We start from the raw sequence: 22,050 nt of genomic DNA on the forward strand, positions 1-22,050 counted from the left end.
AGGAACAGCAAGGCTTGTAGGTTCATTGTCATCGCATGGGGGTTCCGTGAGTTCGAGGAGCCGAGATGACGATCAGCGGTCCGCACCTGACCGTAGTGCCGGAAGAAACCGACGGCGCCGAAGTCTATAATCTGACCCGTGGGCCGGAGACGACGGCCCAGCGTCTGCAGCGTCTGCAACAAGAAGCCCGCCTGCTGGCCCGCGAGGAAGTCGAGGCCCTCGAGCGGGACCTGATCGCCCTGGGCGAACGCGCCCTGCAGATCGCCGAAGGCGGCGAAGCCTATGCCGTAGGGCTGCGGGAGATGGCCTCGCGGCTGTCGTCCGACCTGCCCCAGAAGGCCCAGTCCCTGCGCGCCATCCTGGAACGCACCGCGCGCGGCTGACGCCCAACGAAAACGGCCCGGAAGCAAAGCCTCCGGGCCGTCTAATTCTTTCGAGGCGAACCAGCCCCGGGCTTAGAGGCCCGGCAGCTTGATCTTGCCTTGCTTCTCGCGGCTGATGACGATCGCGCCGCCGCCCGTGAGGGCCTTCAGGCGGGCTTCCTCGGCGGCCGCGTCGACGGGAACCGGAGCGGTCGCGCCGGCTTCGGCGGCCGTCACGGCGCCGGCCGTCTTGTCGTCCTTCTTCCAGAACATCACCTTGCTGGCGAAGCTTTCGTCCTTGTGGGCCAGGTCGCCGTTCTCGTCGTCGACGACGAAGCGGATCAGCGGGTCGGCCTTGTCGACGCCGGCCTTGGCGACCAGCAGCTTCTCACCATCCGAACGGTTGGCGGCCAGGCTCTGGCCCAGCAGCGCCTGACGGGCGGCGCTTTCCGGCTGCAGTTCCTGCGGACGCGGCTCGCCGGGGGCCGGCGGGCGCAGGCTGTAGTCCGGCGGAACCACGAGCGGAGCCTTGGTCACGACGCGGAACTCGTCGGGGACCACCTTGCTCATGCCCAGGGCCTTCGAGGCCGACTGGCAGCCCGCCAGACCGGTCGCGGCGGCCACGGCCAGCACGCTCAGGGTCGCAACCCGATTGAACTTCATGAAACCCATGCTCCAGCGGCCGCCCCCGGGGCCTAAAAATCGGACGCCCTCGATACGACATCCGAGGGCGGGCGCCAATGTCCTTCGGATTTGTGGCCTTGCTTGGGCGCTGAGCCCCCGTTTGGCCCCTATTCGGTCTGGTGCGACAGCTTCTTTTCTTCACCGATGAAACTGTCCAGCAACAGGAGCGCGACCCCCACCGAGATGCCCGAGTCGGCGACGTTGAACACCCAGGGGAAGTAGAGTCGCGAGACGTCGATGAAGTCGACGACGTAGCCGTAGATCACCCGGTCGATCAGGTTGTTGCCGATCGCCCCGCCGATGATCATGCCCAGGCCCACGGCCGTCAGCGGCCGCAGGACCTTGCGGGCCCAGAAGCCCAGGCCGATCACCACCGCCGTCGAGAACACGGTCAGCAGCCAGCGGCCCCATTCGGCGTGGTCGCGCAGCAGGCCAAAGCTCATGCCGTAGTTGTGGACCATGGTCAGTTGGACCGGACCCAGCAACGAGGCGCTGGCGCCCTGGGCGTGGCCCAGCAGGCCCAGCACCCAGAGCTTGGAGATCTGGTCGAGCACCACCGTGGCGACGGCGACGGCGTAGGCGGTCCAGCCCAGGCGGGTGATCTTCAAGGTTCGCTCCCGATAAGCCCTCCCCCTCGATGGGGGAGGGTTGGGTGGGAGTGACCGCGGCCTCAGAAGCTGAACCGCCGTATCACCCCCATCCCCGGCCCTTCCCCCATCGAGGGGGAAGGGAGATTAGTTTTGACGCGCCGCGTCCCAGAAGGCCACGGCGTCGGCGTCGCGAAGGCTAAGCTCCGGATAGCGGGGGTCGGTTCCCACTTCCGGCAGGATGCGCCACGAACGGGCGCACTTGTTCCCCTCGGCCTTCACCGGATCCACCGACACGCCCTTGACCTCGTCGGCCTGGAACGCGCCGCCCTCGCCGGCGACCAGCGTCGCGGCGCTGGTGCGGAACACCTCGGCGGCGTCCAGCCCGTCGAAGGCGGCCAGCAGGTCGGCGTCGGCGATGTGGACGACCGGAGCCGCCTCCAGCGCCGAACCGATGCGCTTTTCGCGGCGCTCGACTTCCAGGGCGCCGGTGACGACGCCGGTGACGGTCTCGACCTTGGCCCAGCGGGCCGCCTCGGCCTGGTTTTCCCACGCCGCCGGGGTCTCAGGGACCACGCGCAGGGCCACGGGGCCGGCTTCGGGGAAGCGGGTGACCCAGGCCTCTTCCATCGTGAAGCTGGCCAGCGGGGCCAGCCAGATGGTCAGGCGGTCGAAGACGTAGTCCAGCACGGTGCGATAGGCCCGGCGGCGCAGGGCGCTCGGGGCGTCGCAGTAGAGGCTGTCCTTGCGGATATCGAAGAAGATCGCCGACAGGTCGCTCTGGCAGAACTCGACCAGCGGCCGGATCACGTCGGAGAAGCGATAGCTCTCGTAGGCGGCCTTCACCTGGCCATCCAGCTCCCACAGGCGGTGCAGGATGAACTTCTCCAGCGGCGGGAACTCGTTGTAGTCGGTGACCCGCTCGTCCTCGTCGAAGCCGGCCAGGGCGCCCAGCAGATAGCGCATGGTGTTGCGCAGCTTGCGATAAGCGTCGGTGGTGGTGGCCAGGATCGTCTTGCCGATCCGCTGGTCTTCCGAATAGTCGACCATCGCGGCCCAGAGACGCAGGATCTCGGCGCCGGACTCCTTGGTGATGCTCTGCGGCTCCACCGTGTTGCCCTTGGACTTGCTCATCTTCTCGCCGTTCTCGTCCATGGTGAAGCCATGGGTCAGGACGGCCTTGTAGGGCGCGCGGCCGCGCGAACCGCAGCCTTCGAGAAGCGAGGACTGGAACCAGCCGCGGTGCTGGTCGGAGCCTTCGAGATAGAGGTCTGCCGGCCAGGCGCTGTCGTCGCGGCCTTCGATGGTGAAGGCGTGGGTGCAGCCGCTGTCGAACCAGACGTCCAGGATGTCGCCGACCTTCTCGTACTGGGCCGGGTCGTGATTGCCGAGGAAGTCGGCGTCGGGACGGGTGAACCAGGCGTCGGCGCCGCCCTCCTTCACCGCCGCCAGGATGCGGGCGTTGACGTCGGCGTCGACCAGCGGGTGGCCGGTGTGCTTGTCGACGAACATCGCCAGCGGCGTGCCCCAGTTGCGCTGGCGGCTGATCAACCAGTCGGGACGGGTCTCGACCATGGCCCCGATGCGGTTGCGGCCGGCGTCGGGGTGGAAGGCGGTGTCGGCGATGGCCTGGACGGCCGTCTCGCGCAGGGTCTTGCCGCCCAGGGCCTCGACCTCGTGGTCCATGCGGATGAACCACTGCGGGGTGTTGCGGAAGATCACCGGGGCCTTGGAGCGCCAGCTGTGCGGATAGCTGTGCTCGACGCGGCCGCGGGCCAGAAGGTTTCCGGCCTCGATCAGCTTGTCCATCACCGCGCCGTTGGCGGGGCCGAACTTGCCAATCTTCTTGCCCTCGGTCTCCAGCACCTTCAGGCCGGCGAACAGGGCGCCCGACGGGTAGTAGGCGCCGTCCGGATCGACGGTGTCGGGGATCTCGCGATGACCGTGGGCCAGCCAGACCTGATAGTCGTCGGCGCCGTGGCCCGGCGCGGTGTGCACGAAGCCCGTACCGGCCTCGTCGGTGACGTGGTCGCCGGCCAGCAGCGGCACGGCGAAGCCGTAGTGGCTGTCCAGATCGGCCAGCGGGTGGGCCAGGACCATGCCCTCGCAGTCGACGCTCTCGACCTTCTCGAAGGCGGCGACCTTGGCGGCCTTGAAGACCTCGCCGGCCAGCTTCTCGGCCACGATCAGGCGATCGCCGACCTGGGACCAGGGGGCGAATTCGAGACCCTCCTCCAGCGCCTTCACCTCGAAGACGGCGTAGGGGATGTCGGGGTTGTAGGAGACCGCGCGGTTGGCGGGGATGGTCCAGGGCGTGGTCGTCCAGATCACCAGCTTCGCGCCTTGCGCGGCCTCAGAGCCCTCGACGACCGGGAACTTCACCCAGATCGTCGGCGAGACGTGGTCGTGATACTCGATCTCGGCCTCGGCCAGGGCCGTGCGCTCGACCGGGCTCCACATCACCGGCTTCGAGCCGCGATAGAGCTGGCCGCTCGAGGCGAAGCGGTGGAATTCCTCGACGATCTTGGCTTCGCTGGTGAAGTCCATGGTGGCGTAGCGGTTCCACCAGTCGCCCAGCACGCCCAGACGCTGGAACTCGACCTTCTGGGCCTCGATCCAGCCGGCGGCGTAGGCGCGGCATTCGCGGCGGAACTCCTCGGCCGGGACCTCGTCCTTGCGGCGGCCCTTGGCGCGGAACTGTTCCTCGATCTTCCACTCGATCGGCAGGCCGTGGCAGTCCCAGCCCGGCACGTAGTCGACGTCGTAGCCCAGGGCGAAGCGCGAGCGGACGACGAAGTCCTTGAGGATCTTGTTCAGCGCGTGGCCGATGTGGATCGCGCCGTTGGCGTAGGGCGGACCGTCGTGCAGCACGAACAGCGGCGCGCCGTCGGCCTGGCGCCTGGCGCGCACCGCGCCGTAGAGGCCCTTGTCGGAGAGGGCCGCCCAGCCCTCCAGGATCTCGGGCTCCTTCTTGGGCAGGCCGGCGCGCATCGGGAACGGCGTGTCGGGAAGGAAAACGGTTTCGCGGTAGTCGCGGGCGGGCGCGGCGTCGTCGGCCATGGGAAGGCTATCCAGCTCTGGAATGTCGGAAGAAGGCGGGTGGAACCCGGCGCGCGCTGGAGGTCTCGTCCGGCGGCGTCACGCCGGGCGGATAATTCGCGCGATCTTCCGAACGGAACTCATGGTGCGACGGGATAGCAGAGCGGCCGCCGCCCGCAAAGGGGAGCCTGACACGGAAACGGCCGCTCCAGTCGCCTGGAACGGCCGTCTCGTCGTCCGATCGAAGAAGATCAGCCCAGCTTGGCCAGATCTTCTTCGCTGATGTCGGCGCTGGAATAGACGTTCTGGACGTCGTCGTCCTCGTCCAGGCCGTCGAGCAGCTTCATCAGGGTGGCGACGGTGTCGCCGGTGACCTCGTTCAGCAGCTTGGGCTTCCAGACGATCTTGGTCGAGGAGGCTTCGCCGAACTTGGCTTCCAGGGCGGCCGAAACCTCGTTGAGGTCTTCGAAGGCGGTGTAGACGGTGTGGCCGCCGTCTTCGCCCATGTCGCTCTCGACGTCCTGAGCGCCGGCCTCGATGGCGGCTTCCATCATGTCGTCTTCGCTGGCCTTGGACGCCGGATACTCGATCTGGCCCAGGCGGTCGAAGTTGAAGGTCACCGAGCCGGTGGCCCCCAGATTGCCGCCGTGCTTGGAGAACAGCGAGCGGACGTTGCTGGCCGCGCGGTTCTTGTTGTCGGTCAGCACCTCGACGATGACGCCGACACCGCCCGGGCCCATGCCCTCGTAGCGGATCTCGGCGTAGTCCGCCGCGTCGCCCATCTGCGACTTCTTGATGGCGCGCTCGATGACGTCCTTGGGCAGGCTTTCGGCCTTGGCGTTGTTCACGGCCAGGCGCAGGCGCGGGTTCATGGCCGGGTCGGGCAGACCGGTCTTGGCCGCCACGGTGATTTCACGCGACAGCTTGGAGAACAGCTTGGAGCGCGCGGCGTCGGCGCGGCCCTTGCGGTGCATGATGTTCTTGAATTTCGAGTGGCCGGCCATTCGGAGGCTCTTCTCTAGATGTGTGACATGAATGGGTTGGCGGCGCTTCTACCGCCTCAAGCCGCGTCTTGTCACCCCGGGGATGGAACTGACGGGCGCGCTCGACGGTTGAGATCGCGCCGAGTTCCTTGATCGGGGGCGCGTCGGGCGCCGGCTCGGCCGGAGTATGCTTCATGCGCAAACTGATGCTCGCCGCCATCGGCGCGGCCCTGCTGGCGGCCGCGCCCGCCGCCATCGCCCAGTCGCCTCAATCGTCGCCCCAGTCGCACCCGCCCGGCCACGGCGGCCAGGGTCCGGGCAATGGTCCCGGGCATGGAAACGGCCCGGGGCCTGGTCCGAGCAAGCCGACGCCCTCGCCCGGCCCCAATCGTCCGGGCGGTCCGGACTACGGCCACTGGGACAACCACTGGGGCGTGCGCCCGCCGGCCCCGCCGTCGCACTGGAAAAAGCACAACGGCTGGTACCGCCACGTGCGCGCCTGCCAGCAGCGCTATCGCAGCTACAATCCGCGCACCGACACCTACCGCGTGCGGCCGGGCGTCTATCGCCGGTGCGTGCTGTAGCCTGAGAAGGGCGCGGAGCCCGCCGGCTCCGCGCCTCTTGGCTTCACGCCACCTTCAGTTCCACCACGACGTTGCCGCGGGTCGCCTTGGAATACGGGCACACCTGGTGGGCCTTGTGCAGCAGGTCCTCGGCGACCGCGCGATCGACCTCGGGCGCGTTCAGCGTCAGGCGCACGCCGATGTGGAAGCTGACGTCGTCCTTGATCAAATCGACCTCGCTGTCGAGGCTGTGCTCGCCCAGGGCGACGCTCTGGCCGCGCGCGACGAGGCCCAGCGCGCCGAGGAAGCAGGCCGCGTAGCCGGCCGCGAACAGCTGCTCGGGATTGGTGCCTTCGCCGTTGCCGCCCAGCGACTTGGGATAGCCCAGCTGCACGTCCAGGTGGCCGTCGTCGGTCTTGGCGGTTCCCTGGCGCCCGCCCACGGCGTGGGCCTTGGCGGTGTAGACGGTGGTGTCGGTCATGAGGGCTCCTCTGGCTGGCCTCGGATCGAGCTTGAGCCCCGGATCATGACAGATGCAAGCGGGAGTGGATTGTCGGAAGCCGCCGCGTGGACAGGGCGAGCGCTGCAATGATAAGGCGAGCCCGCATTCATCTGGGGCGAAGAATGAACACCTTCACGCGCATCCTCGGCGCCGCGTCTGTGGCCGCCGCGGCGCTCGCCGGACCATCCGGCGTCCAGGCCCAGCCGGCGGCCGCGCCGGCCAGCCCCGCCAAACCGGTCGCCGTCACGCCCGAGCAGATCGCGCAGGGCCGCCGCCTGCTGCGGGCCATGAACCTCGAGGCGGGCGTCACCCGGACGCTGGACATGCTGATCGGCCAGACCCGCGAGCAGACCATCAGCCAGGTCAAGGACCTGCCGGTCGAGAAGCAGCGCCCCGTGATGGACGCCTTCGCCAGCGCCGTCGAAGCGCCCCGCACCCGCCTGACGCAAGGCGTCCTCGACGACCTGGCGGCCTACTACGCCACCCAGCTTTCGACGGCCGAGATCAACGACCTCAGCACCTTCTACGAAACCCCGCTGGGCCAGAAGGCGGTGCTGACGCCCGACGCGATGACGCCGCAGGAGAACGAGCAACTGGGCGCCTACGCCCTGGAGCACCCGCAGTTCATGCGCGTCCTCCAGCTGGCGCCGGGCACCATGGAGACGACCCGGACGTCGCTGCAGCGCCGCGGCCCGGTCTTCCGCGCCGCCTTCACCAGGAGCTACTGCGCCAACCTGGGCAAGATCGGCATGACCAACACGTCATGCCCCAAGCCCGCAGCCAAGAAGAAGTAGAGCCGATGCGGACAGCGACTCACCTTGGCGGCGCCGTGCTGGCGATGATTCTGTCGACCGCCAGCGCCCTGGCGGACACGCCGCGACCGGGCCAACCGGCCTCGCCCCAGCAGGAGCGGCTGGACGCCGCTCGCCGGCTCGCCGAGGCTCGTCGTAAAACCTCGCCAGGCTCCTCCGACTGGCTGGCGGAAGAGCTCATAAACACCTACGAGCAGACTTGGATCACGGACAAGACCGCGCCAGCGGACCAGCACGCCCGCCAGAAGCAGATCCTGGCCACGCTCACGGCCCAACCGCGCCAGCAGCTGCGCGAGACCGCCCAATCCACGCGCATCAAGGCCTATCTCGAGGCCGGCGACGCTGAACAGTTGGACCAGATCAGGATCTTCTTCGCCTCGCCGCTTGGTCTAAAGCTGGACAACCACGAGCGGCTTACCGCCGAGGAGAGCCAAGCGATCAACACTCAGCTGAAGCCGCTCGAGGCCCCCTTGATGCTGGTCATGATGGCGGAGATGCAGGTCTCAAACGCGGCGCTCTCGGCGCAGAAAACCATTCGCCCGGCGCTCGGCAAGGCCTTCTGCGCGCAGGTGGCGGCCGAGAACCTCAGCAACACCACCTGCGCCGAAGGCAAGTTCTAGACCGCCGGCACCGACTGTTTCAGCCGGCCGCCGACGCGGATCGGCTCGACCCGCACCGCCAGGCCCGTGCGGTCGTCGGTCTCGACGAACACGCCGCAGACCGTGGCCGGGCCGCTGGCGGGCTGGTAGCGGCCGCCGCTGATCTTGGTGGTGAAGCGCCGCAAGGGCTCTTCCTTCTGGTTGCCGATGACGCTGTCGTAGTCGGCGCAGGCGCCGGCGTCGGTCTGGTAGGCCGTGCCGCCCGGCAGGATCTGGCAGTCGGCGGTCGGCACGTGGGTGTGGGTGCCCACCACCAGGCTGGCGCGGCTGTCGCAATAGTGGCCCATGGCCATCTTCTCGGACGTCGCCTCGCAGTGCATGTCGACGATCACGGCGTCGGCGACCTGGCCCAGCGGCGCCTTGTCGAGCTCGCGGTCGGCGGCGGCGAACGGGTCGTCCATGGCGTCCATGTGCACCCGGCCCAGCAGGTTGACGACGAACACCGTCTTCCCCGAATCCGTCTGGAACAGGTGGCTGCCCCGGCCCGGAGCGTCGGACAGGATCGGGTAGTTGGCCGGACGGATCAGGCGCGGTTCGCGCACGATGTAGGTCAGGGCCTCGCGCTGGTCCCAGCTGTGATTGCCCAGGGTCAGGCAGTCGGCCCCGGCGTCGAACAGCTCACGAGCGGTGTTCTCGGTGATGCCGAAGCCGGCGGCGGCGTTCTCGGCGTTGATGATGACGAACTCGAGGCCCAGTTGGCGACGGAGGCCCGGCAGGTGGTCGGCCAGGCCGTCGCGGCCCGACTTGCCGACGACGTCGCCGAAGAAAGCAAAACGCATGATCGATCAGTCCTTTCGGACCTCGATATACTCGTTTTCGGTCAGAATGGCGTCCAATCGTTGATCGTGCCGTTCGTCGGGCAGATTGCGGGTCTCCTGGCCGTGATAGGCCAGGCCCAGGACGAAGACGTCCTTGCGCTGGCGCAGGGCTTCCAGGGCCCGGTCGTAATAGCCGCCCCCCTGCCCCAGGCGGCGGCCCTCGCGGTCGTAGCCGAGCAGCGGCGCGACCACGAGGTCGGGCTGGACGACCGGGTTTTCGGCGACAGGCGCGACCAGGCCGATGGCGTCGCGGGCCAGGGGCTCGCCCGGCGTCCAGGCGCGAAACACCATGTGGCCGCCCTTGCCGTGCGGATCGGCGCCCTCGACGCTGGGCAGGGCCAGGCTCCAGCCCTGCTCGGCGAGCCAGTCGGCCAGGGCGCGGGCGGAAACCTCGGAGCCCAGGCCATGATAGACGGCGGCGACCTTGCCTTGCGGCTGCGGAAAGCGCGCCGACAGCGCCTCACGGCCGGCGTCGACCAGCATCCAGTCGGCCTCGGGGTGCTCGAGAGCCAGCTGCTTGCGGCGATTGCGCACGAAGACGCGCAGGGCGGACTTGGCGGCGGCGGGGTCGGCGATGGTCATGGCCGACTTCTAACGCGGGAATGGCGGGAGAGGGAAAGGGTGGCGGCGCCGCGAAGAACCGTGAAGACGTTTCAATCCACTCGAACCTGTTAGTTACAGGTGGGCCCCGTGTTCCCGCAGCCACGGCCACGGGAGGGAACAGGTCCCGATAGAGAGATTAAGGTCCCTGGGAATAGAAATCTTCGACGAGAGCCGCAGCACGACCCGCCACGGAACAAGATAGGGGTTCGGGGGCTCCGGCGATAGGCCCCTATTCCGAAATCGATGTCGCAGGCGTCACGGCGCCGGCTTCGGCCTGTCGGCGGAAGTGGTTCAGCACCCGCTGTTTATTGGCGTGCACGGCCCATTGCGCCATTGGCGTCCAGTAGACAGCCGGCGCTAGGTCCAGGTCGTGGTGGGTGGCCAGGGTCAGGCGGCTGCGCCCGCCCGGCAGCGGCGTGATGGAAAAGCGCGCGTCCCGGGTGCGGAAGTAGCCGTTCATGTGCGGCGCGTTCACATGGTCGTACGGGCTGAGTTCCTTCAGCGAGGGCGGGTCGCTGAGGACAATGAAGTCCAGCCGCTTCTCCGGCTCCCAGGCGGTGACGCGTTCGTAGGCCACGCCGGTCGAGAAGACGCCGCGACGGATCGCGCCGACGCCCTCGCCCTGGATCTCGCCTCGCATCGGATAGGCCAACCCCCAGCGGAAGGGGGCGGCCGGCGCGCCCGGGATCGGCCCCATGTGGACCACGGAATCCCAGACGGCGGCCGGCGGCGCGGCGACCTCGATCGACTCCACGCTCTCGAAATCGGCGCGCGGCGGCGCCAGGGCCTCGCCCGCCAGCAGCAGCGGCAGGACCGCGACGCTGGCGAGGGTCGTTCCCCGTCCCCGCCGCCCCAGCCCCGCAAGGGCCCGGCCGATCATCGCCCCGGCCAGGGCCATCGCCACGATCAGCGGCGTGGCCATCACCAGGCAGATCACGCCTTCGAACGCGAAGCCGACCAGCGCCAGGCCGCCCATCAGGAAAGCGAACAGGGCCAGGCTGAACGTCCACCCCAGCGTCACCCGCTCGGGACGATTGGCGATGTAGCCGATGACGAGAGCGATCAGGAACGGCGAGCCCACGAACAGGGCGTATCCGTAGACGCCCAGGACCGGGGCCGAAAAAGCGACCACCAGCACGATCAGGCCCACGCCCGCCAGCAGGCCGAAGGCCGCCGTGCGAACGGCCAGGCGGTCGGCGACCGGGACCTCGCCCTGGTGTTGCGGCCGGCCGGGCGCCACGGTCAGCCAGGCGATCACCAGCACCTGCAGCAGGGGCGTGAGGGTCAGCAGCGCGATCCAGGCCGATCCCCGAACGTCGCGGGCGCGCCGGAACGCCAGCATGACCAGCAGGATGTCCGCAACCAGCGTCACGACCAGGCCGAGGGGCAACGCCGCGGCGCCCAGGCTTTGCCGCTGCATCGCCGCGTCCATCACCAGGGCGCGGCCGGGATTGATCCAGATCCACCAGGGCGGAACGCCCGGCTCGCGCGCCCACCACACGATGGCCAGCAGGACCAGATGCTGGGCCAGCAACACGGCGAGCGAGGCGAGCAGGTAGCGCGCCCGCGCGCCGGCGCCCCCGAAGGCGGATGAAGTCATTCCCTGCTTCCCTCCATTACGCGAAGGCCAAGTCGGACAGCCGCCAACGCACAAGATAAATAGCTAATTGCTTAAATACTTATCGTCAAGCGATGCGTCCGCGGGACGGCCGCAGGGCGATCGCGAGCAAGGATTGGGATTTGCGAGGATGCCCGCCGCGCCGGAGTCACGAGCGTGGCGAGGCCGGCGAGACGCGCGGGGCCCTCCCCGCCTCGTCGGCGGAGCGAAGGGCGAGCGCCCTACCCCGCCGCCAGCTTCTCGATCCGCTCGGCGGCGGCGTCGATGGCCTTGATGGCGCGGATTTCGACGCGGGTCTGTTCGTTCTGCAGGCGGGCCAGTTCCGACTGGTTGTGGGCCAGGCGCAGCTTCAGGTCCGAAAGCTCGTCGGCCAGCAGCAGGGCGCCCATCAGGAACAGGCGCGTCTCGCCCAGTTGCCCGACCTCCTGGCTGACCTGGCGGACCTGGCGGTCGAACAGGCGCGCGATCTCGAGGAGGTGGGCCTCCTGGCCGTCTTCGCAGCCGACGGTGTAGGGCCGGCCGTTCACGTGGATGGTCAATTGCGCCATGGGCTCAGGCCTTCGCGGGCGGGTCGGGGTCGAAGGGCGGATCGTCCTCGTCGAACGGCGGCTCCAGATCGTCCTCGAGGTCGTCGGGAGCCCCCTCCTCGTCGTCGTGGACGCCTTCGCCGATCAGGCTTTCGTCGCCCAGGGCGGCGCGGATCTCGGCGATGGCGCGGCCCAGGGCCTCGCTGGCCTGCTCGCCGGCCTCTTCCAGGGCGCGCTCACGGACGCGGGCGGCTTCCAGGTCGGCGGCCAGCTGGGCGGCCTGCTCGACCACCGCGGCGTCGGCCGGCGCCGGCGGCGCCTCGAACAGATCGCCCGAGGTCGGCTGGGCGGCAAGACGCGCATGCTCGGCCCGCTCGGCGGCGATTTTCTGCTCCAGGTTCGCGACGGCGCGTTCGAGCCGGCGCGCGGCCAGGTCGAGGGCGCTTCCTTCGCCCGGGGTCATCGGCAAGTTCCCATCATGCGGCGCAACATATAGATCGCCGCCGACTTCGCCAGCGGGCGTGACCACAATTGGGCGATGTTACCGGCGTCACAACAATAGCTAATCTGTTGTGAGCGTTCCTGGGCTTGACTTCGGCTCTCGCGACCGCGAAACCGCCTGCAAAATCAAGGAACGCCGCTCGCTTCCGAGCGGGTCCGATCGTGAGGAGAAAGACCACATGGCCCTTCGCGTCGCCATCAACGGCTTCGGCCGCATCGGCCGCCTCGTGCTGCGCTCCATCGCCGAGCACGGCCGCCGCGACATCGAGGTGGTGGCGATCAACGATCTGGGCCCGGTCGAGACCAACGCCCACCTGCTGCGCTACGACAGCGTGCACGGCCGCTTCCCGGGCGTCGTCACCTCGGGCGAGGACTGGATCGACGTCGGCGCCGGCAAGATCAAGGTCACCGCGATCCGTAACCCCGACGAGCTGCCGCACGGCGACCTCGGCGTCGACATCGCCTTCGAGTGCACCGGCATCTTCACCGCCCGCGACAAGGCCGCCCTGCACCTGAAGGCCGGCGCCAAGCGCGTGCTGGTCTCGGCTCCCGCCGACGGCGCCGACAAGACCATCGTCTACAAGGTCAACCACGAGACCCTGACCGCCGACGACATCGTCGTCTCGAACGGCTCGTGCACCACCAACGCCCTGGCCCCGGTGGCCAAGGTCCTGCACGACTTGGTCGGCATCGAGCGTGGCTACATGACCACGATTCACAGCTACACCGGCGACCAGCCGACGCTGGACACCATGCACAAGGACCTCTACCGCGCCCGCGCCGCGGCCCTGAGCATGATCCCGACCTCGACCGGCGCCGCCAAGGCCCTGGGCCTGGTGCTGCCGGAACTGAAGGGCAAGCTGGACGGCTCGTCGATCCGCGTCCCGACCCCGAACGTCTCGGTCATCGACCTGAAGGTCGTCACCGGCCGCGACACCTCGATCGCCGAGATCAACGCCGCGCTGCAAGCCGCCGCCGACGGCCCGATGAAGGGCGTCCTGGCCGTGACCACCGACGCGCTGGTCTCGTCGGACCTCAACCACATCGCCGCCAGCTCGACGGCCGCCCTGCCCCAGACTCAGGTCATCGAAGGCAAGCTGGCCCGCGTGCTCAGCTGGTACGACAACGAGTGGGGCTTCGCGACCCGCATGAGCGACACTGCTCTGGAAATGGCGAAGTTCCTCTAAGCAGCCGACCCGACCCCCGCCCTTCCAAGGGCGGGGGTTTTCACTGACGCGACAGCCACGGGGATAGATGTCGACCGCTTCCGTCCAGCCGCCGCTTCGGGCGCCGCTGCGCTTGCGTCTCTGGACGTGGGTCGTGTCGGCAATCCTGAGCTATTCGGCGTTGGGCGTACCGTTCGGCGCTGCTCTCTCGGCCTGCTACTGGTTCGGCCGCAAGGCTCCCGGAGTTGCGGAACTTCCGCCCTGGCGCCTGCTGGGCGTTGGTCCGCCGATCGATGCTTCTCCCATGATGGGCGTCGCGTTCGTCGGATGGCTGGTCGCTTGGGTTCTGCATGTCCACGCCTCGCGGCGGCGGCGGATGAGCATCCTCCACGCCATCGCCCCCCTCGTCATGTTCGCATTCGGCTGCGCCGCGGCTTTCCGCACCGCGACCGCTTGCCTCCCCCTCTGAACGGAACCCTCCCATGACCTTCCGCACCCTCGACACCGCCGATCTCGCCGGCAAGCGCGCCCTGGTCCGGGTGGACTTCAACGTGCCCGTCGACGGCGGCCGGATCACCGACGACACCCGCCTGCGCGCGGCGCTGCCGACGATCAGCTACCTCTCCAAGCAAGGCGCCAAGGTCGTGCTGCTGGCCCACTTCGACCGCCCCAAGGGCAAGGTCGTGCCGGAGATGAGCCTGGGCTTCGTCGCCGAGCCGCTGTCCAAGCTGCTGGAGCAGCCGGTGGCCTTCGCCAGCGACGCCATCGGTCCCGAGGCCGCCAAGGTCGTCGACGCGCTGGAGAACGGCGGCGTCGCCCTGCTGGAGAACGTCCGCTTCCACGCCGGCGAAGAGAAGAACGATCCGGAGTTCGCCAAGGCCCTGGCCGCCAACGGCGACGTCTATGTCAACGACGCCTTCAGCGCCGCTCACCGCGCCCACGCCTCGACAGAAGGCCTGGCCAAGCTGCTGCCGGCCTATCCGGGCCTGGCCATGCAGCGCGAGCTCGAAGCGCTCGACGCCGCGCTGGGCAACCCGAAGAAGCCGGTGATCGGCATCGTCGGCGGCTCCAAGGTCTCGACCAAGCTCGACCTGCTCAACAACCTGGTCGCCAAGCTGGACCGCCTGGCCATCGGCGGCGGCATGGCCAACACCTTCCTCTTCGCCCAAGGCCACGATGTCGGCGGCTCGCTCTGCGAAAAGGACCTGGCCGACACCGCCCGCGAGATCATCGCCAAGGCCGAGAAGGCCGGCTGCGAACTGCTTTTGCCGGTCGACGTGGTGGTGGCCAAGAAGGTCGCCCCGGGCGTCGAGACCGCCGTGCGCGGCCTTGGCGAGGTGCAGTCCGACGACCTGATCCTCGACGCCGGCCCCGAGAGCGCCAAGAAGCTTCTGGCGGCCATGGATCAAAGCGTCACCTTGATCTGGAACGGCCCGCTGGGCGTTTTCGAGGTGCAACCGTTCGATGAAGCGACCGTTTCGGCGGCGAAACACGCGGCGGAACTGGCTAAATCGGGTAAGATCGTGGCGGTTGCAGGCGGCGGTGATACTGTCGCAGCGCTCAACCACGCGGGCGTGTCGGCCGACTTCACCTTCGTTTCGACGGCGGGCGGCGCGTTCCTGGAATGGATGGAGGGCAAGACGCTTCCGGGCGTCGCGGCCCTGGAGGCCTAAAGGGAGGACCTTCTCCGGCCAGCCGAACGGCGCCGGACCTCAGCAAAGTCGGAACGCCCCGCCCCGAGCCTTTCGGGTCCGGGGCTTCCGCTCTCGGATCACCGGACGAGGAACCGGCTTCGGGAACCCTGGGCAAAGAGCGCAAAAGCGCCGCGCCCCAAAAACAAGAACCAACCCAACGACTTCAAGCTTGCAGGAGAAAGACCACGTGGCGAGGATCACGCTTAGGCAGTTGCTGGACCATGCGGCGGAGCATGAGTACGGCCTGCCCGCCTTCAACATCAACAACATGGAACAGGGCCTGGCCATCATGGAGGCCGCCGACGCGGTCGACAGCCCGGTCATCATCCAGGCGTCGCGCGGGGCGCGCAACTACGCCAACGACATCATCCTGACCCGCCTGATCGACGGGCTGGTCGAGCTCTATCCCCACATCCCGGTGTGCATGCACCAGGATCACGGCAACGGCCCGGCGACCTGCGCCACGGCGATCCAGTACGGTTTCACCTCGGTGATGATGGACGGCTCGCTGATGGAGGACGCCAAGACCCCGGCCTCCTACGAGTACAACGTCGATGTCACCCGCAAGGTGGTCCAGATGGCCCACAGCTGCGGCGTCTCGGTCGAGGGCGAACTGGGCGTTCTGGGCTCGCTGGAAACCGGCATGGGCGAGGCCGAGGACGGCCACGGCTTCGAGGGCAAGCTGTCGCACGACGAGCTGCTGACCGATCCGGACCAGGCGGTCGACTTCGTGCAGGCCACCGGCGTCGACGCCCTGGCCATCGCGATGGGCACCAGCCACGGCGCCTACAAGTTCACGCGCAAGCCGGACGGCGACGTCCTGGCCATGAACGTGATCGAGGAGATCCACCGCCGCCTGCCCAACACCCACCTGGTGATGCACGGCTCGTCCAGCGTTCCGCAGGACCTGCAGGACATCATCAACCAGTACGGCGGCGAGATGCCCCAGACCTGGGGCGTGCCGGTCGAAGAGATCCAGCGCGGCATCAAGCACGGCGTGCGCAAGATCAACGTCGACACCGACAACCGGATGGCCATCACCGGCGCCATCCGCAAGCTGCTGATCGAGAAGCCGCACGAGTTCGACCCGCGCGCCTATCTGAAGCCGGCCAAGGAAGCCATGCGCAAGGTCTGCCAGGCCCGCTTCGTCGAGTTCGGCTCGGCCGGCCACGCCAGCAAGATCAAGGCGATCTCGACCGCGGTCATGGCCAAGCGCTACGCCGCCGGCGAGCTGGACGCCAAGTTCGGCGCTCCGGCCGGCAAGGCCGCCGCCGAGTAAGGCTCGCCGCCTTCAGGCAGCTACAGGGGCCCTTCCGGTTCGCCGGGAGGGCCTTTGCTTTGGTGGGTCTCTCGGACCTAGGCGGCCAGGCGGTTGATCGCCGCCCCGGCCGCGCCGCACAGCAGCACGCCGCCGGTGTACCACAGGCCCACGAAGACGAAGGTCGAGTGCGGGCAGTGCAGGCCGTAGAGGCTGGCGGCCACGCCGCCGGCGAAGATCCCCGCGGCGAAGCCGGCCAGGACCGGCCGCTCGCAGTCGGTCGCCCGCAGCGCCGTCAGGCTGAGCAGCAGGGTCGGCAGGGCCATGACGACGATGTTGAAGAAGCAGGCCGTCACCGAGGCGGGCCGGAACAGGCGCGCCAGGCTGTCCGGATCCAGTCGCAGGACTTCGGACACGCCGCCGACCAGGAACACCAGGGCCGCAGCCGCGGCCACCAGCACGGCGGTCGGCGCCGGCGGACCGCGGCGCAACAGGCGCGCCAGGCCGTCGAAGCCCGCCGCGCCCAGCGAGGCGGTGAAGACCATCTTCAGCCAGAAGAACGGATGCCCCGGCGCGGTGTCGATGTCGGGTCGCAGGTCGAGCCAGAAGAACACCAGCAGCAGGGCCGCCAGCCCGCCGGCGACGCCGATCTCGACCAGCCGCCAGGCCGGGCGCGCGTCTCGCGGGCCGCGACCGGTCGAGCGTCGCGATACGCGACGGGCCAGGGCCGAGAAGCCCTCATGATAGGTCGCGTCGTCGAAAGCCAACCGGCCGTTCCCCCGCAGCGATTATCGTCGCCGTCGTCCCCTGACGGCGCGCTTTTGAGATGCGATCTCATAAGCCGGGGCGAATGCGTAAAGACTGGGCAGCGGAAGTCAATACCGGCGTTCTTCGACTCCTGTGGAGCGGTTGTGGACGCTCTCGATTCGCGCATGGCGACGCTTTCGGCGCCTGCCGTTCAGGCCGCCCGCTTCGCTCCGATCACGGATCGTCCCATTCCCATACGATCAACGAGGAACGCCAGGGCGCCGCCCAGGCCGTAGCAGACCAGATCGCTCGGATCGAACACCCCGCCAAACACCACGCGGGCCAGGGCGTTGTCCTGAAGTCCGACCAGGGCCAGGACGTGCGCGGCCTGGCCAAGCTCGATGGCCACGCCAAGACCGAAGGCCCAGGCCGAAGCGCCCGCCGCGTTCAGCGGCGTAACGCCGCGCAGGCCGAAATGGACCATGGCCACGGCCAGCACGTCGCCCAGATAGGGCCGCACGAAACGGTCGCGCCACCACAGTGCGATGGCGACCTCGACCGCGAACAGGCCGATGGCGACAGCCAGATGACCCAACCGAATCCGCATGCCCCTCCCCGCTTTTGAAGCGAGGAGGAAGCCGCGTCGGGGCGATCAGTGCAAGGTGGGACGAACCGGCGAACGCCGCCACAGCTGGGCGGTCAGGGCGTTGGCCACGCCCAGCCAGCCGAGATCGGGCGACGAGGCGCCGCCGACCTTGCGGGCCTCGACGGCGTAGGCGGCCGAGGCGCCCAGCGAAGCCGTCGCCACGGCCAGCTGGCCGCCGCCCCGTTTCGTGCCGAACGCCAGCCACAGGGCGTTGAAGCCCTGAGTCAGGCTCCACAGGGTCAGCGCGCGGGTGCGGGCGGGGCTGGACGGCGCGTTCCAGGTGCGCAGGCCCGACAGGGTCATGGCGATGAACAGCGGCGGCAGCAGCAGGCTGGTCAGAGGCTTGGGCTGGTGGGCGACGGGCTCGTGCATCTCGGCGTAGCCGACCGCGTATTCCTCGGCGTCGATCACCCGCTCGTGGCGGCGGCCCATCAGCGTCGCGGCCAGCAGCGCCCCGCCGGCCAGGGCCAGGCCTATGGCCAGTTGCGCGCCGGCGCTGTTTCCGCTGGTGTCCGGCTGGAACGCTTCGCGGCCGGCCAGGGTGCGATGGGCGTACGGCTTGCCGGTGGTGATGCGCATGACGGACTCCTCGATAACTTGGAACCGTAAACCGCTCAGCTTTCGGCTTGGTTCCAGATGACCCGCGCCCCCACGATTCCCATCCTGCTACGTCCCGCCCGCGCCGTCGAGATCGAGACGATCCGTGCGCTGGAGCGGGCTTCGGCCCAGCGCTTCGTCGGCCTGATGGACGCCATCGCCGCCGACGAGCCGACGCCCGCGGCGGTGCTGGTGCGGCGCGTGGCCGAGGACGGCCTGCTGGTCGCCGAGGCGGACGGCGTCATCGCCGGCTTCGTGATGTTCCGGCCGCTGGAGGACGGCCTCTATGTGGAGCAGCTGGACGTCCTGCCCGCCTTCGCCGGCCGGCGGATCGGCGCGGCCCTGCTGGACGCCGTCGCCGAGCGAACTGAGGGAAGCCTCGTCCTGTCGACCTTCCGCGACGTGCCCTGGAACGCGCCCTACTATGCGCGGCTGGGGTTCGTGGAGGTTCGCGAGCTGACGCCGGGCATGGCGGCGATCCGCGCCGAGCACCTGGCGCGGGGGCTGGACGAGACCGCTCGGGTGTTCATGGCGCGGCCGGCCTGACGGGAAGAAACCTCGTCCTTCGACAAGCTCAGGATGAGGTTTCTACTGCGACGCCTGCACTTGATCCTCACCCTGAGCCTGTCGAAGGGCGAGGATCACCGCACGAGCGCTACCGCGGCAGCAGCGAGATCGCCGTGCTGGCCACGGTGCTGACCGGCAGGGCCTTGAGGTCGGGCGAGCGGATCACCGCCACATGGCCGCGCGGGCCGCACAGGGCCGGGTCCGAGGCGTCGGAGAACAGGGCGATGGTCGGGGCTCCGGCCGCCGCCAGCAGGTGGGTCGGGCCGGTGTCGTTGCCGACCACCAGCGCCGCCTTGGCGCCGAGCACCGCCAGTTGGGCGAAGTCGGTGCGGCCGGTGAGGTCACGGGCCTGGCCGGCCGCCTTCTGGATCTGGCGGGCCATGGCGCTTTCCTGCGGACCGCCGATGATGACGATGTCCAGGCCCTTGGACTTCAGCAGCGCCGCCAGCTGGGCGTAGCTCTCGACCGGCCAGCGCTTCTCGGGCCGGTGGGCCGAACCGCCGGGCACCAGCAGCACATAGGGCTTGGGCGCCACGGCGCCGGCCACCGGCCGGGCGTCCTTGTGCTTGCGCAGGATCCACGACAGGTCCGGCGGCGGGGCGCTGCCCGGCTCGATCGGCGCGTCGGGCCAGATGCCGGCCTGGCGCAGCTGGTCGGCGTGCCGCTCCAGGGTGTGCATGTGATAGCGGGCGCGGCCGCGCTGGGGCAGGCTGGCGCCCTTGGCGATGCCCGACCATTGCGGCGGGAACGGGCGCAGGGCCTGGAAGTACCAGCCGGTGCGGCTGTTGGTCTGCAGGTCGTAGACGCGGTCGTACTTGGCCTTGCGGATGCGGCCCAGCATCTTGAAGAGGTCGCCGGCGTCGGACGGACGGCCGTCCACCTCGACGGCGTTGAAATAGGGCGACAGGCGCGCCAGGGCTTCGAACGGCGGGGTGGTCAGCAGGGTGATCTTGGCGCGCGGGTGGGCCTCGCGGATCTTCTTCATCGCCGCCAGGGCCAGGACGAAATCGCCCAGCGCGCCCAGCTTGATGACCAGGACCTTCTTGATCTCCTTGCTCAACCCTTCGACTCCGAAACTCTCGCACCGGCCCTATGGGCCGCGATCACGCGCGCATAGACCTTAAGGGTCGCCTCGACCATGGCGTCCACAGAATACAACCGGCGGGCTCGGGTGCGGGCGGCCTGGCCCATGGCCTGACGTCCCGCCGCGCCCGCCTCGCAGGCGTCGTTCAGGGCCTGGGCCCAGGCCTCGACGTCGCCGGGCTTGGCCAGCCAGCCGGTCTCGCCGGGGACCACCGTCTCGCGCGTCGCGCCATGGTCGGCGGCGATCACCGGACGGCCCATGACCTGGGGCTCGACCGCCGTGCGGCCGAAGGCCTCCGGCTCCAGCGACGGAGCGATGGCCAGGTCGGCCAGCAGATAGGCGGCCGGCATGTCGTCGCAGTGGCCCACCAGCTTGACGCTGTCTTCCAGGCCGGCCTGGGCGATCATGTGCTCCAGCTCGGCGCGATAGCCCTTGCGGCCCTGGTCGTCGCCGGCCAGCAGCAGCAGGATCCGGGAGTCGCCCAGGGCCTTCAGCCGGGCCAGCGCCTGGATCGCCAGCCCCTGCCCCTTCCAGCGGGTCAGCCGGCCGGCCAGCAGCACCTTCAGGCGTCGCTCGTCGGGCGCCACGCCCCAGGCCTGGCGCAGGGCCTCGACCCGGTCGGCCGAGACGAAGCCGGGCTCGAAGCGCGACAGGTCCACCCCGCGCGGAATGGCCACCACCCTGTCGGGATCGACGCCGTGCTCGGCGATGACGTGGGCGCGGGTGTATTCGGAATTGGCGATCACCAGGTCGCCCTTGGTCATCACCGCGTTGTACCAGCGCTTGAGGCTGGACTTGGCGTTGTAGACGCCGTGATAGGTGGCCACGAACGGCGCCTTGGTCGCCTGCGCCGCCCACAGGGCCGAGAAGGCCGGGGCGCGCGAGCGGGCGTGGACCAGGGTCACCTTCTCGCGGCGGATCAGGTCGATCAGGCGGGCGGCGTTGCCCAGCATCACCAGCGGGTTCTTCGACTGGGCCGGCATCTGGGCCAGGCGACCGCCGTCAGCCTCCAGCCGCGCGGCCATGCGGCCGCCTCGGGTGGCGACCAGGGCCTTGCCGCCCAGGGCGACCACGCCATGGGCCACGTCGATCGTGGTCTGCTCGGCGCCGCCGGTCTCCAGTTCCGGAGTCACCTGCAGCAGGGTGAAATCATCGGGAAGGATGGACACGCCGCGCTCTGAAGAGGTTAGGAGAAGCTAGTTAGCGAAACGAACAAGGCCGCGCCATGACCGAAGTCCGCGATTTCCATCCGCGCGAGGAAAATCAGCGTCTCGCGTACCGCCAGGTGGACGGCGAAGGCCCCATGGTGGTCTGGCTGGGCGGTTTTCACTCCGACATGACCGGAACCAAGGCCCAGGTCCTGGCCGAACAGGCCCTGGCGACGGGCGGCGCCTACCTGCGCTTCGACTATTTCGGCCACGGCGAATCATCGGGCGACTTCAAGGACGGCACGATCAGCCGCTGGCGCGCCGACGCCCTGGCGGTGATCGACGCGTTGACCGATGGGCCGCTGGTGCTGGTGGGCTCGTCGATGGGCGGCTGGCTGGCCTGCCTGGCCGCCATCGCCCGGCCCGAGCGGGTGAAAGCCCTGGTGCTGGTCGCCCCCGCCCCCGACTTCACCGAAAAGCTGATGGGGCCCGAACTGTCGGACGAAGCCAGGGCGGCGATCGAGCGCGACGGCTTCTGGGTTCGTCCCTCCGAATACGACGACGACGGCTACGCCATCACCCGCGAGCTGCTGGAGGACGGCGCCCGCTGGTCGATCCTGCCCGGTCCCGTGCCGATCGACGTTCCGGTGCGCGTGCTGCAGGGCGGCCAGGACGACGCCGTGCCCTGGACCCACGCCCTGGAACTGGCCAACGGCCTGACCAGCCAGGACGTCGTCTTCTCGCTGATCAAGGACGGCGACCACCGCCTGTCGCGCCCGCAGGACCTGGAGCGCCTGACCGCCGCCGTCGCCGAGGCCCGCGTGTTGGCCACGCCGGTAGACGACGACCCGATCGCCCGGCGCCTGGCCCGCGCCGCCCGCGCGC

General features: G+C 69.2%; 26 protein-coding genes and 1 other RNA gene. 10 read left to right on the forward strand and 17 right to left on the reverse strand.

Going from position 1 to position 22,050, the window contains the following annotated elements:
* The first annotated feature begins 65 nt into the window (after nt 1–65).
* Nucleotides 66–383 carry a hypothetical protein gene (locus DMC18_RS07600; RefSeq protein WP_370444013.1) on the forward strand — a complete coding sequence of 106 codons (318 nt, stop codon included), beginning with the start codon at nt 66–68 and terminating at the stop codon, nt 381–383.
* 72 nt (nt 384–455) lie between these two features.
* Here DMC18_RS07600 and DMC18_RS07605 read toward each other — a convergent pair whose 3' ends face one another.
* The 5 genes from DMC18_RS07605 to DMC18_RS07620 form a co-directional block, all read right to left on the reverse strand.
* Entirely contained in the window at nt 456–1,025 is a 570-nt protein-coding gene (locus DMC18_RS07605; protein ID WP_110119524.1) for a DUF3035 domain-containing protein, read from the reverse strand.
* Nucleotides 1,026–1,153: 128 nt separating this feature from the next.
* Nucleotides 1,154–1,654 (reverse strand): signal peptidase II, encoded by a 501-nt coding sequence (lspA, locus tag DMC18_RS07610; RefSeq protein WP_110119525.1) that lies wholly within the window; start codon nt 1,652–1,654, stop codon nt 1,154–1,156.
* A 126-nt stretch (nt 1,655–1,780) separates the two neighbouring features.
* Nucleotides 1,781–4,693 (reverse strand): isoleucine--tRNA ligase, encoded by a 2,913-nt coding sequence (gene ileS / locus DMC18_RS07615; RefSeq protein ID WP_110132815.1) that lies wholly within the window; start codon nt 4,691–4,693, stop codon nt 1,781–1,783.
* A gap of 78 nt (nt 4,694–4,771) precedes the next feature.
* Nucleotides 4,772–4,816 carry a hypothetical protein gene (locus DMC18_RS26530; RefSeq protein ID WP_199228414.1) on the reverse strand — a complete coding sequence of 15 codons (45 nt, stop codon included), beginning with the start codon at nt 4,814–4,816 and terminating at the stop codon, nt 4,772–4,774.
* Between the two features lie 107 nt (nt 4,817–4,923).
* Nucleotides 4,924–5,676, reverse strand: a complete 753-nt coding sequence (locus tag DMC18_RS07620; protein ID WP_110119527.1) for a YebC/PmpR family DNA-binding transcriptional regulator — start codon at nt 5,674–5,676, stop codon at nt 4,924–4,926.
* A gap of 173 nt (nt 5,677–5,849) precedes the next feature.
* Here DMC18_RS07620 and DMC18_RS26535 point away from each other — a divergent pair, with 173 nt between their 5' ends.
* Nucleotides 5,850–6,239: a BA14K family protein gene (locus DMC18_RS26535; RefSeq protein ID WP_199228413.1), complete on the forward strand. Its 390-nt coding sequence runs from the start codon at nt 5,850–5,852 to the stop codon at nt 6,237–6,239.
* A 43-nt stretch (nt 6,240–6,282) separates the two neighbouring features.
* Here DMC18_RS26535 and DMC18_RS07630 read toward each other — a convergent pair whose 3' ends face one another.
* Nucleotides 6,283–6,699, reverse strand: a complete 417-nt coding sequence (locus tag DMC18_RS07630) for an organic hydroperoxide resistance protein (protein WP_110119528.1) — start codon at nt 6,697–6,699, stop codon at nt 6,283–6,285.
* 143 nt (nt 6,700–6,842) lie between these two features.
* On the opposite strand from DMC18_RS07630, the gene DMC18_RS07635 reads away from it, so the two are divergent.
* Nucleotides 6,843–7,514: a DUF2059 domain-containing protein gene (locus DMC18_RS07635; protein WP_110132816.1), complete on the forward strand. Its 672-nt coding sequence runs from the start codon at nt 6,843–6,845 to the stop codon at nt 7,512–7,514.
* A 5-nt stretch (nt 7,515–7,519) separates the two neighbouring features.
* Nucleotides 7,520–8,152 (forward strand): hypothetical protein, encoded by a 633-nt coding sequence (locus DMC18_RS07640; RefSeq protein WP_110119531.1) that lies wholly within the window; start codon nt 7,520–7,522, stop codon nt 8,150–8,152.
* Here the strand turns inward: DMC18_RS07640 and DMC18_RS07645 are convergent.
* From DMC18_RS07645 to DMC18_RS07670, 6 genes are all read right to left on the reverse strand, one after another.
* Nucleotides 8,149–8,970 (reverse strand): YmdB family metallophosphoesterase, encoded by an 822-nt coding sequence (locus DMC18_RS07645; RefSeq protein WP_110119532.1) that lies wholly within the window; start codon nt 8,968–8,970, stop codon nt 8,149–8,151. The two genes, DMC18_RS07640 and DMC18_RS07645, sit on opposite strands and share 4 nt — an antisense overlap.
* Before the next feature lie 6 nt (nt 8,971–8,976).
* Nucleotides 8,977–9,591 (reverse strand): 5-formyltetrahydrofolate cyclo-ligase, encoded by a 615-nt coding sequence (locus DMC18_RS07650; RefSeq protein WP_110119533.1) that lies wholly within the window; start codon nt 9,589–9,591, stop codon nt 8,977–8,979.
* A 41-nt stretch (nt 9,592–9,632) separates the two neighbouring features.
* Nucleotides 9,633–9,795: non-coding RNA, 6S RNA (ssrS, locus tag DMC18_RS07655), on the reverse strand.
* Between the two features lie 46 nt (nt 9,796–9,841).
* Complete coding sequence (locus DMC18_RS07660; protein ID WP_110119534.1) at nt 9,842–11,212, reverse strand: DUF805 domain-containing protein; 1,371 nt, start codon at nt 11,210–11,212, stop codon at nt 9,842–9,844.
* Nucleotides 11,213–11,451: 239 nt separating this feature from the next.
* Complete coding sequence (locus DMC18_RS07665; protein ID WP_110119535.1) at nt 11,452–11,778, reverse strand: cell division protein ZapA; 327 nt, start codon at nt 11,776–11,778, stop codon at nt 11,452–11,454.
* A 4-nt stretch (nt 11,779–11,782) separates the two neighbouring features.
* Nucleotides 11,783–12,220, reverse strand: coding sequence for a hypothetical protein (locus DMC18_RS07670; protein ID WP_110132817.1), 438 nt, complete (start codon nt 12,218–12,220; stop codon nt 11,783–11,785).
* Between the two features lie 217 nt (nt 12,221–12,437).
* Here DMC18_RS07670 and gap point away from each other — a divergent pair, with 217 nt between their 5' ends.
* From gap to fba, 4 genes are all read left to right on the forward strand, one after another.
* Nucleotides 12,438–13,445, forward strand: a complete 1,008-nt coding sequence (gap, locus tag DMC18_RS07675) for a type I glyceraldehyde-3-phosphate dehydrogenase (protein WP_110119536.1) — start codon at nt 12,438–12,440, stop codon at nt 13,443–13,445.
* A 67-nt stretch (nt 13,446–13,512) separates the two neighbouring features.
* Entirely contained in the window at nt 13,513–13,893 is a 381-nt protein-coding gene (locus DMC18_RS07680) for a hypothetical protein (RefSeq protein WP_110119537.1), read from the forward strand.
* A gap of 13 nt (nt 13,894–13,906) precedes the next feature.
* Nucleotides 13,907–15,097: a phosphoglycerate kinase gene (pgk, locus tag DMC18_RS07685; RefSeq protein WP_110119538.1), complete on the forward strand. Its 1,191-nt coding sequence runs from the start codon at nt 13,907–13,909 to the stop codon at nt 15,095–15,097.
* Between the two features lie 208 nt (nt 15,098–15,305).
* Nucleotides 15,306–16,397, forward strand: coding sequence for a class II fructose-bisphosphate aldolase (gene fba / locus DMC18_RS07690; protein ID WP_110119539.1), 1,092 nt, complete (start codon nt 15,306–15,308; stop codon nt 16,395–16,397).
* Nucleotides 16,398–16,474: 77 nt separating this feature from the next.
* On the opposite strand, the gene DMC18_RS07695 is transcribed toward fba, so the two are convergent.
* The 3 genes from DMC18_RS07695 to DMC18_RS07705 all read right to left on the reverse strand — a co-directional run bounded on the left by DMC18_RS07695 (nt 16,475) and on the right by DMC18_RS07705 (nt 18,348).
* Nucleotides 16,475–17,143, reverse strand: coding sequence for an NrsF family protein (locus DMC18_RS07695; RefSeq protein ID WP_158285878.1), 669 nt, complete (start codon nt 17,141–17,143; stop codon nt 16,475–16,477).
* Nucleotides 17,144–17,334: 191 nt separating this feature from the next.
* Nucleotides 17,335–17,730 (reverse strand): DUF2809 domain-containing protein, encoded by a 396-nt coding sequence (locus tag DMC18_RS07700; RefSeq protein WP_110119540.1) that lies wholly within the window; start codon nt 17,728–17,730, stop codon nt 17,335–17,337.
* A gap of 45 nt (nt 17,731–17,775) precedes the next feature.
* The gene (locus DMC18_RS07705; RefSeq protein WP_110132819.1) at nt 17,776–18,348 is read right to left on the reverse strand and encodes a TspO/MBR family protein; all 573 of its coding nucleotides are present in this window, start codon (nt 18,346–18,348) and stop codon (nt 17,776–17,778) included.
* Nucleotides 18,349–18,405: 57 nt separating this feature from the next.
* Here DMC18_RS07705 and DMC18_RS07710 point away from each other — a divergent pair, with 57 nt between their 5' ends.
* The gene (locus DMC18_RS07710; RefSeq protein WP_110119542.1) at nt 18,406–18,912 is read left to right on the forward strand and encodes a GNAT family N-acetyltransferase; all 507 of its coding nucleotides are present in this window, start codon (nt 18,406–18,408) and stop codon (nt 18,910–18,912) included.
* Between the two features lie 109 nt (nt 18,913–19,021).
* On the opposite strand, the gene DMC18_RS07715 is transcribed toward DMC18_RS07710, so the two are convergent.
* Together DMC18_RS07715 and DMC18_RS07720 are read right to left on the reverse strand one after the other, a co-directional pair.
* On the reverse strand, nt 19,022–19,993 hold the full coding sequence (locus tag DMC18_RS07715; protein ID WP_110119543.1) for a glycosyltransferase family 9 protein: 972 nt from the start codon (nt 19,991–19,993) through the stop codon (nt 19,022–19,024).
* Nucleotides 19,990–21,186 (reverse strand): glycosyltransferase family 4 protein, encoded by a 1,197-nt coding sequence (locus DMC18_RS07720; RefSeq protein ID WP_110119544.1) that lies wholly within the window; start codon nt 21,184–21,186, stop codon nt 19,990–19,992. Before DMC18_RS07720 ends, DMC18_RS07715 begins: the two co-directional genes overlap by 4 nt.
* Before the next feature lie 56 nt (nt 21,187–21,242).
* Between DMC18_RS07720 and DMC18_RS07725 the strand changes: the two genes are divergently transcribed.
* Nucleotides 21,243–22,050: alpha/beta fold hydrolase (locus DMC18_RS07725; protein ID WP_110132820.1), on the forward strand; the 808-nt coding region annotated here is incomplete at its 3' end.

The organism is Caulobacter sp. D5 (assembly GCF_003185805.1).
Taxonomy (GTDB): Bacteria; Pseudomonadota; Alphaproteobacteria; order Caulobacterales; family Caulobacteraceae; genus Caulobacter.